The 13507-nt window shown below is 72.2% G+C and carries 11 protein-coding genes; 1 reads left to right on the top strand and 10 read right to left on the bottom strand.

Translation table 11 applies throughout. The features are described from left to right. Window positions 1–154: 154 nt before the first annotated feature. From OG403_RS27960 to OG403_RS27915, 10 genes are all read right to left on the bottom strand, one after another. Window positions 155–1435: a lipase family protein gene (locus OG403_RS27960; protein ID WP_329569068.1), complete on the bottom strand. Its 1281-nt coding sequence runs from the start codon at window positions 1433–1435 to the stop codon at window positions 155–157. Window positions 1436–1571: 136 nt separating this feature from the next. Then, complete coding sequence (locus OG403_RS27955) at window positions 1572–2432, bottom strand: UbiA family prenyltransferase (protein ID WP_329569067.1); 861 nt, start codon at window positions 2430–2432, stop codon at window positions 1572–1574. Window positions 2433–2451: 19 nt separating this feature from the next. Beyond that, window positions 2452–2700: a 4Fe-4S dicluster domain-containing protein gene (locus tag OG403_RS27950; protein WP_329569065.1), complete on the bottom strand. Its 249-nt coding sequence runs from the start codon at window positions 2698–2700 to the stop codon at window positions 2452–2454. A 45-nt stretch (window positions 2701–2745) separates the two neighbouring features. After that, entirely contained in the window at window positions 2746–3900 is a 1155-nt protein-coding gene (locus tag OG403_RS27945) for an NAD(P)/FAD-dependent oxidoreductase (RefSeq protein ID WP_329569063.1), read from the bottom strand. Window positions 3901–4123: 223 nt separating this feature from the next. Beyond that, window positions 4124–5182 carry a polyprenyl synthetase family protein gene (locus OG403_RS27940; RefSeq protein ID WP_329569061.1) on the bottom strand — a complete coding sequence of 353 codons (1059 nt, stop codon included), beginning with the start codon at window positions 5180–5182 and terminating at the stop codon, window positions 4124–4126. A gap of 416 nt (window positions 5183–5598) precedes the next feature. Beyond that, window positions 5599–5988: a transglycosylase SLT domain-containing protein gene (locus tag OG403_RS27935; protein WP_329569059.1), complete on the bottom strand. Its 390-nt coding sequence runs from the start codon at window positions 5986–5988 to the stop codon at window positions 5599–5601. Between the two features lie 541 nt (window positions 5989–6529). Beyond that, window positions 6530–8767: an alpha/beta fold hydrolase gene (locus OG403_RS27930; RefSeq protein WP_442911000.1), complete on the bottom strand. Its 2238-nt coding sequence runs from the start codon at window positions 8765–8767 to the stop codon at window positions 6530–6532. Continuing rightward, complete coding sequence (locus OG403_RS27925) at window positions 8740–10524, bottom strand: N-acetylglutaminylglutamine amidotransferase (RefSeq protein WP_329569057.1); 1785 nt, start codon at window positions 10522–10524, stop codon at window positions 8740–8742. The genes OG403_RS27930 and OG403_RS27925 overlap by 28 nt, the downstream gene beginning before the upstream one ends. Beyond that, window positions 10512–11801: a carboxylate-amine ligase gene (locus OG403_RS27920; RefSeq protein WP_329569055.1), complete on the bottom strand. Its 1290-nt coding sequence runs from the start codon at window positions 11799–11801 to the stop codon at window positions 10512–10514. The genes OG403_RS27925 and OG403_RS27920 overlap by 13 nt, the downstream gene beginning before the upstream one ends. Before the next feature lie 208 nt (window positions 11802–12009). Continuing rightward, on the bottom strand, window positions 12010–12816 hold the full coding sequence (locus OG403_RS27915) for a hypothetical protein (RefSeq protein WP_329569053.1): 807 nt from the start codon (window positions 12814–12816) through the stop codon (window positions 12010–12012). Window positions 12817–13206: 390 nt separating this feature from the next. Here OG403_RS27915 and OG403_RS27910 point away from each other — a divergent pair, with 390 nt between their 5' ends. Next, window positions 13207–13410 carry a cold-shock protein gene (locus tag OG403_RS27910; RefSeq protein ID WP_045694210.1) on the top strand — a complete coding sequence of 68 codons (204 nt, stop codon included), beginning with the start codon at window positions 13207–13209 and terminating at the stop codon, window positions 13408–13410. Window positions 13411–13507 lie beyond the last annotated feature (97 nt).

The raw sequence follows: 13507 nt of genomic DNA, 5'->3' as shown, positions 1-13507 counted from the left end.
GTGTACCGGCGTTCGGAGGCATGACCCATCGAGCAGATCCGCCCCCGCTCGGTTCTCTCCCTACCAGCCAGCCTAGGCACGTCTGCCACCGTGCGCACCCGGGTGCTCGACCCACTGCAACTGCCCGTCCGACGAGCGGTGTTGGGTCAGCGTGTCAGGACGGGGGAACCGTCCGCTCCGGCGCCAGCGAGTTGCCCGCCGGGATCTGTCCGCAGTCGGACGGGGCCGGCTTGCCCGCGAACCGGTCGTTGAGCCACGACCCCGCCTTGAGCGCCCATACCGGCGCCGTTCCGAGGTGGCTGAGCAGGTCGTACTGGTCGTAGCTGATCGAGCTGTTGCCGGTCGCGCAGTACTGGTCGGCCAGCGCCCGCACGTCCCCGGCGACCATGACGCCGTCGCCGGTACCGATGCCGGCCGGATCGGCGAAGGTTCCCTCCAGCACGCCTCCGTCACCCTGGGCGATGTAGCCGGGGACGGTCGGGGTGGGGGCCGAGCCCAGGTTGATCCTGTTCACCGCCTCGACGAACGGGCCCACCGAGTCCGGGTCGGCGTACTGGGGCTTCGCCATCTGCTGCCAGGTCAGGCCGGGGTAGTGGCCGAGCGCGTCGAGGAGCGAGCCGTTCTGCAGCCGGTCGTAGATCTGGAGACCGTAGCTGTTCAGGTACGGCGTCAGGTCGATGCCGAACGAACGGGAGACCCCGATGATCGACATGGGGATGACGCCGGACCAGACCAGGGAGCCGTTGACGTACTGCAGGTTGTGCGCCGGGTCGACGAGCACCCCGCCCTCGGCGAAGCCGACGAGCTTCCGGTTGACGTCGGGCGCGTAGCCCGGGGCGAGGGCCGCCGCCCAGTCGGTGGCGATGGAGCCGCCGGAGTAGCCCATCAGCCCGAACTCGGTCGCGCTGTTGAGGCCGGTCAGCGGGGAGTTGGTCGCGGCCCGGATCGAGTCCAGGGTGTTGAAGGCGTACTCCGGTCCGGCCGCGAAGTCCGCCGACTGGCCCTCGGTGTCCGGGATGACGAGGTTGTCACCCTGCAGCAGCAGCGCCGAGAGGGCCGCGGATTCGAAGTTGGCGATCGTGCCGCCCAGGGTCACGTTCCCGGCAATGGCCCGGGACGGTTCGTCCTGCGGGTTCAGGGAGTCGTAGAACGACTGGTAGGACACGGCCTTCGTGCTGTTGCCCGTGATGCTGCGCACCACCGAGGTCACGTTCGCGGCCGGTCGCCCCTGGGCGTCGGTCGTGCGGTAGAGCAGCTGGATCGCGGTGACCGGCGTGGCGATGCCCTCGATGTGGTACTGCAGCGTGCGCGTCTTCAGCACGGTGCCGGGCGCGAACGAGGAGAGCGGGGCGCTCCCGTTGTAGGTGGAGAACGGATCGCCCGTGGTGCTGTTTGTCGTCGCGGCCGAGGCGCACGGGGCGGCGGCCAACGTCATGGCCGCGACGGCGGCGATGGCTAGGCTCCGAACAGGTCTTCTGGACATGGCTCCCCCGAAGTCGTGAGGCGGGTCACACTCCTGACTGCCGAGTAAGTTACCTGTGGGTACGCCATTCGTACAGAGAGATGACAGCTCAGCTGAGAACGACCAGGGCGGCCGCGATCACGCCCTGGCTCTCGATCCACGGCCGCCAGCGCGGGTCGTGCTCGCGCCGGTAGCCCACCGCGGTGACCAGAGTGGCGAGTGACACCACGATCAGCGCGGGACTGTCGAGCAGGTAGGCGCTGAACCCGGCGGTCCCGCAGAGCAGGCAACCGACCAGGCGGGCCGCGCGGGTGCCGACCAGCACGGGCAGCGACCGGGTGCCCCGCCGGCGGTCCTCGTCGACGTCCCGCAGGTCGTTGACGAGGATCTGCGTGGCGATCAGGCACCAGAGCGCCGAGGCGGTCAGCACGACCCGCCGGTCCCAGGACCCGTGGGCCACGGCCACCGGGACGAAGACGGTGAGGTTGGTCCACAGCGCCGCGACCAGGACCTCCTTCGCGGCCGGCAGCTGCTTCCAGGCGATCCGTCCGCCGCCACGGGGAATCCACTTCACCGTGTAGCTGACCGACAGGCCCAGTCCGCCCAGCAGCCAGGGCAGGCTCGCCGGTCGCAGCAGCACCGCGACCGCCGCCAGCGTGCCGAGCACCCGCCCCAGCCGGCGCAGCGCCGCCGCGTGGCGCACCAGCCAGCCGGTGCGCTCGGGCATCGTGAAGCGGTCGGCGCTCTGCTCCGCCGGCGCCATCCGGTCGCGCAGGTAGAACACGGCGGTCAGCACGAAGGCGAGGGCGACGACGGCCGGATCGACGGGCAGGCCCACGACCGACGCCGTGCACAGGACCCAGCCCGCCGCGCTGCCGGCCATCAGGAGGTTCGACCAGACGAGCCACGGCGTGAGCTGGGACCGGATCGTCGGCCCAGGCCGGTCGAGGGCCTGGCGAACACGGTTCACGGCGTTGTTCCGCCCGCCGTCAGCGGAGCGAGATCTGCGGGACGGCGGGCAGCTCGGCCTGCTCCTGCGGTGTCGCGGGACGGGAGTCGATGGCGGTGACGGGGCAGACCTTCTCGCAGGCCATGCAGGCGATGTCGCAGGGGGTGTCGGTGGCGATGGTGTCGAAGGGCGTGGTGAACCCGGCCTCCTTCGGGCACACCGCGACGCAGGCCCCGCACTGGATGCACGCGTTCCAACTGACCTGGAAGACCATGGCGCTCTGGGACATCGGATCAGTCCTCTGCTTCGTTCGACCGGACCGGGCAGCGGCCGGTCAGATCTTCCGGTACTCGGAGTCGGGACGGAAGTAGCTGGTCATCGTCGCGTAGAGCAGGGCGTCGCGGCGCGCGGGGTCACGCTCGCGGAAGATGGCGGTCTTGTGGTCGTAGAGCTTCCACATGGTGTCGCCGAGCTCCGCCAGCCAGCGCTGGTGACAGCCCTCCAGGTGTGCGGCGGTGGGCGGGAGGTCTCCGGCCAGGAAGTCCGCCAGGAACGCGCCGGCGATGGCCCCGCCGCGCAGCGCCGTGTGGATCCCGCCCCCGGTGATGGGGTTGACGTGGCGGGCCGCGTCACCGATCAGCACGATGTGGTCGGCGGCCTGCCGCCTGAGCGGTGCCGCCAGCGGCACTCCGCCGCCCTGCACCTCGATGATCCGAGCGCCCTTCAACCGGTCGGCGAGGAACGACTCGTTCATGAACCGGTCCAGATGCCACCGCGCGTCCCGCTCGGTCATGGTCCGGGCGACCCCGAGACCGACCTCCGCGCGGCCGTGCCCCTTGGGGAAGATCCACGCGTAGCCGCCCGGCGCCCACCGCTCGCCGGTGACGATCTCCAGCAGGCCGCTGGTCTCGACCCCTTCGACGACGAGCTGGAAGCACGAGGCCAGTTCCCTGAGCTTGATCCGCGTCTGGATGCCGGCCCACTTGCCCACCTGGGACTGCACCCCGTCCGCACCGACCACCACGTGCGCGGTGACGGAGACCGGACGGCCGAGGCGGCTGAGGTGGACCTCGGTGGTGCCGTCCGGGCGGGGCGTGTGCCCCGTCGCCTCGGTCTTCAACCACAGCTCGACGCCCGCCAGTTCGGCGAGTGCGGCCAGGTGGCGGTCGAACCTGCGGCGGTCGACCACGTACCCGATCGGCTCGGACCGGTACGGACGGTAGTCCACCGTCTCCGAGACCCCGGTGGCGTCGTACGCCTTGAACCCGTACACCGGCTCCACCACGAACTCGTCCGCCGGGAGGACCTCCACCTCCTTCAGCGCGTTGGCGCTGACGGCCCCCGAGCACTGGATGGGCGAGCCCAACTCCTGCTTCTTGTCCACCAGGAGGACGCTCAGCCCGCCTCGGACGGCGGCCCGGGCCGCCGTCGCACCCGCCGGACCCGACCCGACTATCACGAGGTCGTAGTCGACAGTCGCTCTCACCATGTCCCACTCCGTTCGCGTTGCTCCGAAACAGCCGCCACAGCGGGCCAGGAGCAGACCGCCGGTGATCTCCGATCACGCTAGGGACCCGGAGGCCGGATGTCAGGTCCCTGCCATGCCATCATCCGATCGAGTGAACCCCAGCCAAAGTGTTCCCGTGCTGGCCGACTTGAGCAGTAGCAGCTCCTTCCCCACGGCCGACCCCGCGCCGCAGGCGCGTGCGGGGTCAGTGGTCCCGGCTGGTCATCAGGGTGGCGACGGCCCGCAGCTCGGCCCCGCCGCCGGCGGTCGGCGCGGCGTCGGTGAGCGCGTGCAAGGCCGTGCTGATGCGGCGGTTGATCTCGGCGGCGGCCCAGGCGCGGCCTCCGGCCTGTTCGACCAGCAACTCCGCGTGGGCGGTGGTGGCCTGGTCGAACTCGCGGGTGGTGGCGAGGATCCCGGCCAGCTCACGCCCGGCGGCGGTGTCCGACATCAGGGCCGCGGCGACCGGCAGGGACTTCTTGCGGGCCGCGAGGTCGTTGCCGGTCGGCTTCCCGGTCCGCAGCGGATCACCCCAGATGCTGAGGGAGTCGTCGACGATCTGGAAGGCCACGCCCAGTTGGCGGCCGAACGTGCGGTAGTCGAGGGCGGCCGACGCGGCGGCACCCGCGGCTCGCGCGCCGAGTTCGCAGGCAGCGCCCAGGATCGCACCGGTCTTGCCCTCCGCCATGGCCAGGCACTCGGCGAGGCTCACCTCGGACACCCGCTCGAAGGCCAGGTCGGCACACTGGCCCGTGCCCAACTCCAGGACCGCGTCGGCGAGGACCAAAACGAGGTCCGTGCCGCAGAGGCGGCGGATGGCGGCGGCCAGCAGCATGTCGCCGGTGAGGATCGCCCGGTCCACGCCGAAGACGGACCACGCGGCAGGGCGGTGACGACGGGTCGTGTCGTTGTCCATCACGTCGTCGTGCAGGAGGGAGAAGTCATGGACCAGTTCGACCGCGACCGCGGCGTCGATCACGCCGGGAGTGGCGGCGCCGCCCGCCGCGCGGGCGCAGGCCAGCGTCAGCGCGGGCCTGATCACCTTGCCCGCGCTGGAGGTGGGCCGGCCCTCGGCGTCCCACCAGCCGATGTGGTAGCCCGCCACCCGGCGCAGCTCGCCGGGGAGGTCGTCGACGATGCCGCGCAGGACGGGTGTGATCGCCTCGCGGGCTTCGAGGAGGAGCCGGCTGACCGGACGCGCCCCGGCGGGACCGGGCTGGGCGGGCACCCCGGCGGCGACATCAGGCAGCGGCGATGACGGCATCGTGCTCCTCCTGTCGGCGTTCGCGGGTCGGTGTCCTGGCCATGCCGTGGTCGATCAGGAGGCGCATCGTGCGCGGGCCTGGTTCGCCGGGCCGATGCGGCCATCCGGTTCCGGCCCCTGAAGGCATCCTGCCGGGGTCGGGTCCGCGAGCGCCCGATGGGCCCAACTCCTGCTCAACGCACGCCGTTTGAAAGAGATGATTCGTATCCGCTGTGCCGACACCCCGCAACCATCCCTTCGAACAAGGCCCGGCGAATCCGCGCCGATGTGATGTGACCACGCCCAGATGATCCGGACCGTTGAGGCAGTCTCAAACCACTCTCCCGGGTGAATCGTTACGGCAGTCCGGTTCGGGGGCACGAAGGGGCCCGGCGGGCGCGGGTGCGCCTGCCAGGCCCCTTCGGAGCGCTGGTGGATCAGTACCAGTTGTGGGCCTGCCAGAAGGTCCAGGCCTGGTTCGGGCTGCCGTAGGTGCTGTCCATGTACTGGAGCGCCCACTTGATCTGCGTGGTCGGGTTGGTCGCCCAGTCGCTGCCCACCGAGGCCATCTTGTTGCCCGGCAGTGCCTGCGCCAGCCCGTACGCCCCCGAGGAGGGGTTCGTCGCCGTCACGTTCCAGCTGCTCTCGTGGCTGATGATCTGGTCGAAGGAGGCCAGCTGGTCGGCGGGAACGATGCTCGCCGCGATCTGCTGCGGGGTGTCGGCGTACGCGGCGCTCGGCGCGACAGCGGCACCGAGACCCGCCAGACCGGCGGCGGACACGAGCAGGGCGGCGGACTTGCGCATACGGGAGGAGAACGCGGGCATGAAGGAGCCAATCACTGGGGGACGGGGGCGGCGCCGCACTCCCGCACCGGACCCGGTCGGGCACCAGACCTGACCGGGTGGCGGGGAGAAGCGCCGGGTGGACCCGCGACATGAACACGAGCCCTGCGCCGGATCCGCGACCGCCTGGCCCCACCGAGGGGACCGGCTGCCGCAGCTGGCGACCTGGCCAATTGTTAGCGGGCCCCGAACCCCTCGCCAAGACCCCCTGATACGAGCTCCGGTAGTAGACCCGCCACCTCGACGGCATCCGGCACCGGCACCCGCTACCCCCGCCTCCAGGCCCCAAACCACCACCCCGGCGCCCGGTCCGCCACCCCGCTGATCAGCCAAAACGGCATAAATGGTGGCTAAACGCCTAAATCACCGGAAACCATGACAGCGGCCGGCCCCCGGCTGCCAACGACCCGCCGTAGTAGTCCGGATCCGCGCGTGAGCACCGTCACCGGCAACCCTGCCCGGCGGGGGGCTCCAAGGTGACCTGGCCCACGGTCATGGGGCGCTCGGAGCGGCCCGACGGCGGTCAGCCCGCGAGGTGGCGTTCGATCCAGGAGGCCGCGGTCCGGCGGAACAGGACCCGGCTGCGCGTGCGCATGAACTCGTGGCCCTCGTTGGGCAGGATCAGCAGTTCGGCGGGGATCCTCCGCTGCCGGGCCGCCCGGACCATCTGCTCGGACTCGCCCGGCGGGACGTTGGTGTCGTGCTCGCCGTGGACGGCCAGCAGCGGCACCCGCAGCGCGTCGATGCGGCTCATCGGGGACAGCGCGTGCAGCAGGTCCCGGTCCCGCTCGGGATGGCCGTACTTGGCGGCGGCCGAGCGGGCGATCCACGGCTCGGTGCCGGCGAAGAAGGTCAGGAAGTCCGACATGCCGCACACCGAGACACCGGTGCGGAACAGCTCCGGGTGCCAGACCAGGGAGGCCAGCGTGAGGTAGCCGCCGTAGGAGTGCCCCATCACGGCCAGCCGCCGGGAGTCGGCGAGTCCGAGGGTGACCAGGTGCGTCGCGCAGTCCGCGACGTCGTTGATCGCCGCGAACCGCCCGGCTCCGAGATCGGCGTTGACGAAGGAGCGGCCCGCGCCCAGCGATCCGCGGACGTCGGGCGCGAAGACGTCCAGGCCACGGCCGAGCAGCTCGTGGTAGAGCGGGTCGAACACCGGCCGTTCCTGCTGTTCGGGCCCGCCGTGCAGATGGACGACGCACGGAGCCCGGCGGTCGGGGTCACGGCCGGGGTCACGGCCGGGGGCCCGGTAGTACCAGCCGGCCAGCGCCAGCCCGTCGCGGGCCCGCAGCCGCAGGTGCTCGGGCCGCACCGGCGGGCGGCCGGGTGCGACGGCGTCCGCGTCGCGCGAGGACCACGGCGTACGGACGGGCGACCTGCCGTCGGCCAGGTGCCAGACGCCGGGCCGGCGCAGCGAACCTGACAAAGCCAGCGCCAGTCCCGTCGGGCCGGCCGGGCTGATCCGGGTCACCACCTCGTGCGCCAGGGGCAGCGCACGCAGCGGCAGCTCCAGCGGGGGCAGCTCGAACGGGGAGCGGCCGCCGTCCGCGCTGCCGGGCGAGGCGGGCAGCACGATGGTCTCCAACTCGCTGCGGCCGTAGACGTTCCACGCCAGCACGGCACTGCGCCCGTCGTCCCGCACCGACAGCAACTCCAGGTCGGCGTCGTCGCGTTGTGCGGTCACCAGCCGGCGCAGAGCGGCGCCGTCCGGTGCGAGCTCGACGGTGACCAGCGCCGCGAACTCGCGGTCGGCGTCGCTGCGCAGGTACAGCGTGCGGCCGTCGGGCGAGAACCGGCCGATCCAGGGATCGCCGTCGGCCACCGGCACCGTGCAGGCCGTCTCGCGGGTGCCGGTCCGCAGCACCACGGCCTGACGCGCGCCGCGCGGCCCTCGCAGCAGCAGGACGAGCCGGCCGTCCGGGGTCGTGTCGCACACCCTCAGCGTGGCGCCCGCCGGTTCGGTGGCGATGAGTTCAGGAGGCCGCACTCCGGCCGGATCGGCCAGGTAGGCGGCCAGGCCGCCGCCCGTGAGATGCGGCTCGGGGGCCGGTTGGTACGGGGCCGGCTTCGGCGGGCGCAGCGCGGCCGAGACCGGTGCCGCCCCCGGCGGTCCACCGTCCGCGGCCGGCGTCCCGACCTCACCGCGGTGGGCGCCGCCCAGCCGCACCGGGCGGCCGGCGCCACCACCGTGGCCGGCCCACTCGCTCGGGGGTGCCTGGTACGGCGCGGGAGGGCCGCCGCCGCGCTCCTGGTCGGGGAAGCCGGCCGGCGGATCGGTGGCGGTGAGGGCGAGGGCCGAGCCGTCGCGGGTCCAGCGGCCGAGGTAGGCGGTGCTGCCCGGCACGGCGCCGGCCAGCACCCGGCGGTCGCTGCCGTCCGGCCGGACGCAGAGCACCCGCGTGTGCTCGCCGCCGCCGGGGGCGGTGGTGTAGGCGATCCAGCGGCCGTCCGGGGACCAGGAGACCTCGATGACCGGGTCGAGCCCGGTGTCCAGGAGGTGCACGTCGTCGCCGTCCACCGATCCCGTCCACAGCTGCGGGACGCCGCCGCGGTTGCAGATGAAGGCCACCCGGGCGCCGGTGGGGTCCGCCGACGGGTACCAGCAGCCGTGGGCGGTCACCTGGCTGTGGCCCTCCCGGGTGCCGGGCGCCTGCGGGAGGGCCACGGCCAGCGGAACCGTCTGCGCCGGGGCCCCGGGATCGGCCCGCTGGTCCACCACCGTCCGCCGCCCGCTCAGCTGATCCCGTGGGACTGCAACCACATCTCCAGCAGGGCCACCTGCCAGAGCGCGTTCGCCCCGCGCCCCGTGCGGTGGGCGTCCGGTGCGGCCAGCAGCTCGGTCAGGTAGGACTCCCGGAAGATCCCCCGGGACCGGGCCTCGGGAGCCGACAGGGCCTGCTGGATCCGGTCGAGCACCGGCGGAGCCATCCGGCGGATCGCCGGTACCGGGAAGTAGCCCTTGGGCCGGTCGATCACCTCGCGCGGCAGCAGCTTGCGGGCCGCGTCCTTGAGGACTCCCTTGCCCCCGTGGGCGAGCTTGAGCTCCGGCGGGCAGGCGGCGGCCAGCTCGACCAGCTCGTGGTCCAGGAACGGCACCCGCGCCTCCAGACCCCAGTCCATGGTCATGTTGTCGACCCGCTTGACCGGGTCGTCGATCATCAGGACGTGGGTGTCCAGCCGCACGGCCGCGTCCAGGGCGGTCTCGGCCCCCGCGGGCGCCATGTGCGCGCGGACCAGGTCGCCGGAGACGTCGCGGTCCGCCAGCAGCTCCGGCTGGAGCATCCGGCCCAGTTCGGCGTGCGACCGGTCGAAGAACACCTGGGCGAAGGTCTCGGGCTCCCGCTCGCGCGGCACGGCCGCCAGCGCGGGGTGCCAGCGGTACCCGGCGAAGATCTCGTCGGCTCCCTGCCCGCTCTGCACGACGCTGACGTGTTTGGAGACCTGCTCCGCCAGCAGGTTGAAGGCGACCACGTCGTGGCTGACCATCGGCTCGCTCATGGCCGCCACCGCCCGGTCCACCGCGATCGGCAGCCGGTCCGAGGGAACCATGATCTGGTGGTGATCGGTGGCGAACTCCCTGGCCACCAGGTCCGAGTACCTGAACTCGTCGCCCTGCTCACCACGCTCCGCCTCGAACCCCACGCTGAAGGTGGTCTGGTCGTGCTGGCCCGCTTCGGCGAGCAGCGCCACGATCAGGCTGGAGTCCAGCCCACCGGAGAGCAGCACGCCCAGCGGCACGTCCGCCACCGTGCGGCGCCGCACGGCGGTACGCAGCACGTCGAGCACGGCGTCCCGCCAGTCGGCGGCGTCCATGTCGGCGTGCTCGGGGCGACGGCTGTAGGACGGCTGCCAGTAGCACCGGTCGTGCTGAGCGCCGCCCGGCTCCACCACCCGCACGGTGGCCGGCGGGAGCTTGCGCACCCCGGCGAGCACGGTGCGCGGCGCCGCCACCACGCCGTGCAGAGTCAGGTACTGGTGCAGTGCGGCCGGGTCGACGGAGGTGTCCACCCCGCCGCCCGCGAGCAGTGCGGGCAGCGAGGACGCGAAGCGCAGCCGGTCCGCGCGCTGCGCCAGGTAGAGGGGCTTGATCCCGAGCCGGTCGCGGCCGAGCACCAGTCGGCCGGTGTCCAGCTCGGCCACGGCGAAGGCGAACATGCCGAACAGGCGCTCGACGCACGCCGTCCCCCACTGCCGGTACGCCTTGAGCAGCACCTCGGTGTCGGAGGTGGAGAAGAAGCGGTGCCCCAGCCCCTGCAGTTCGCTCCGCAGCTCACGGTAGTTGTAGACGCAGCCGTTGAAGACGCCGGTGAGCCGGCTCTCGGGGTCGGTCATCGGCTGGGCGCCGCGTTCCGACAACTCGATGATCTTCAGGCGCCGATGGCCCAGCGCCACGGCACCCTGCGACCACAGCCCCCGGCCGTCGGGCCCGCGAGCCGCCAGCCGGTCGGTCATCCGCTCCACGGCGGCCCGGTCGGGCCGCCCGCCGTCGAAGCGGACCTCTCCGCTCAGCCCGCACATGCCGCCTCACCCCCGTTCGGGCGGTGGTACGGGAGCGGGCAGAGGGCGGCCGCCACCGGGTCGCAGCCGCCCTCGAACGGCGGTCCGGCGGCGGCCGCCGTCCGGCCCGTACGGTGCGGCGGAACGCCCGGTCGGCGGGTCGCGAGCCGGGCGGCCTGGTGCTGCCGGTGGCGGGCCGGCAGAGCCCTGCGGCTGGTCCGCGCGCGGGTGCGGGCGGCGAGGAAGTCGACAGCCGCCGTCAGGCCGCCGTCGACGGCGACCCGCCGCAGCTGGTGGGCGGCGTCGCCCCTGCCCAGCGTCTCCGCCGCCAGCCCCGAGACGACCTCCCAGTCGCCGAACTCCTCCAGCACCGGCCGCAGCCGCGCCAGCAGCGACCGGACCACGGCTTGGGCCGGCCTCGCCAACCCGGTGGCCGGGTCGACCAGGTCGCCGTGCAGCCCCGAGCGGGCGGCCCGCCAGGTCATCGCACGCAGCCACTGCTGCCGGGCGTGCTGACAGCAGCCGGTTCCCCGGACGGCCGCGCAGGCATCGACCACCAGCGCGCGGAACAGCCCGGCGATCATCACCACCGTCTCCACCCGGGGGCAGGCGTCACAGACCCGCAGCTCCAGGGTCTGCTGGTGGGCGGAGGGCCGGATGTCGTAGTAGACCATCCCCGCGTCACTGATCACCCCGGAGCGCACCAGCCCCGTCACGGCCGCGTCGTAGTCGGCCGCCGAGTCGAAGCAGCCGACCGGGCCGGTGGTCGGCCAGCGCTGCCACAGTAAGGTCCGCCAACTGGCGTAGCCCGTGTCCGCGCCGAGCCAGAAGGGCGAACTGGCGGACAGCGCCAGCAGGGTGGGCAGCCAGGGCGAGACCACGCACATCGCGCGGACCGCCGTGTCGCGGTCGGGCACGTCCACATGGAACTGCGCGCCGCAGATCAGCTGCTCGTCGGCCAACACGCGGTACTCGTCGGCCATGTGCAGGTACCGGGGGTCCGGCGTGGCGTCCACCGACCCCATCCGGGCCAGTGGCGCGGTGCCGGCCGCGACGACCGCCAGACCAAGCGCGGAGGCCGCCTCGACCAGGATCCGCCGGGACCGGATCAGGTCGGCGTGCAGCGCCTCCAGCGAGACGTGCACGCCGCTGTTGGACTCGACCACCGACTGCTGGAACTCGGCGGCGAAGCCGCGGTCCGGCAGGCGGTCCAGCACTTCGTGGGCCTGTGCCACCAGCATCCGGCTCTGCACATCGACGAGGTGGAACTCCTCCTCGACTCCCATCGACACGGCCATCGGGTACCTCCGAACCGGTTCGACGACCCGGCGACTGCTACGCCGCCGCGTCCCGGACGGCCGCTCCGCACGGTCGCCCACCCCCGATAGACCAAACTCCCACGCCCGCCCCCGCACCGCATCAGGACGAGAGCTCAAGCGCCTGACCGGACCGTTCCACCAGTACCGCCCGGAACCGCTGAGCGCCCGTCGAGCGGCGAAGGCGTGACTACCTGACGGATTTGGCCAGTTGCCGCGCCAGCGATGTCACGTCAGGGAACTGGCCCGCGCGATCGGCGGCGCAGCGGACTGACAGAACTCGATCGCCGATGCGGACCAGGACCGTCTCGTTGCCCACGTAGCCCCCCTGCGGGAGGATCTTGACGTCCAGGCCCTCGTCACCCAGCCCGACCACCGGTTTGGCGGTGAGGAGCACTTGGACGTCACTGCCGCCGGCGCCCATGCCACTGGCCACGTACGAGGGGCAGCGCGCCATGAAGGCCCTGATGACGGCCAGCTGGTTCGCCGCACCGCCGGTGCTGAAGGAGGCCACGGTCACCTGGGCGTGGTACTTGCCGCCCGTGTCCTCCACCTCGACGGTGGCGTACGCCGCGTAGCCGTCGAGCACGTTCATGTTGCTCAGGAGGCTGCACTGCGCCGTGGGAAGCCCCAGCACCGAGCTCCTGGAGAGGACCTGCGCTCCGCTGTCCGACTCCTGCTCGTCACTGTCGGTGGTGTCGAGGGCCCAGCCCGGCGGGAGGCTTGTCGCCGTGGGCAGATACGTCTTGAGGACGCTTCCGAGGACGACCGACGGATCCGCGCTCGCAGTACTCGCAGTATCCGGGGCAGGCGTCGCCGCCGGCGGGAAGCTTGTCGAAGCCGCGCTGGGCGACGGGCCTGCGGAGGTCACGCCGGGCACCGCCGGGTCGGCGGCCGACGGGGGCTCGGCCACCGTGGTCGGGTCGGTGTGCGTGACTGAGCCGCCGGCGGAGCACCCCGCCAGGACGGCGATCGCCAGCACTATCGCGGCTGTCACCGGAACTTGCGCCTTGGCCATGCGAACCTCGGCTCCCTCGAACCAAAATGACATGTCGTCAGAGACCGTACTGCACCGCGCTGACACCAACCCGGTCCGTCGTCAACCATCTCGGGCACACGGCGCGTCGCTGTTCCTGGTAACTCGGGGGCGGCGGCCCTGGACTGAGCCCCTGCGAAACCAGGGGTGAAATATTCCACCGCAGCGGGCCGGGGACTGCTACAGTCGTGTTAGTTGCAGTAGTGGTTCCCATGAACTTTGTGTGCGCCTGCTGATGTATTTCGCAGGCGCATTTCTGTTTCCCGGCTCTTCCCCGGGTGGGCGCTCATCGCGGCGACTCGAAGCCCGCACTGTGCGCGCTTCGGACAGCCCCTTGAAGGAGATTTCTTTATGGCTAATGGCACTGTGAAGTGGTTCAACTCGGAAAAGGGCTTCGGCTTCATCGAGCAGGAGGGTGGCGGCCCCGACGTCTTCGCCCACTACTCGAACATCAACGCCAACGGCTTCCGTGAGCTGCTCGAGGGCCAGAAGGTCGAGTTCGACGTCACGCAGGGCCAGAAGGGCCCGCAGGCCGAGAACATTCGTCCGCTGTAGTTCTTCTGCCATGGCACCCGCCTAGCAGCGAGGGGCCCGCACCGCGTACACGCCCGGTGCGGGCCCCTCGGCATTGCGCCACAACGCATCCTCCGGC

Origin of the sequence: Kitasatospora sp. NBC_01266, assembly GCF_036242395.1 — a bacterium.
In the GTDB taxonomy this organism is placed as follows: Bacteria; Actinomycetota; Actinomycetes; order Streptomycetales; family Streptomycetaceae; genus Kitasatospora.
This window is presented reverse-complemented; position numbering and strand designations above follow the sequence as displayed.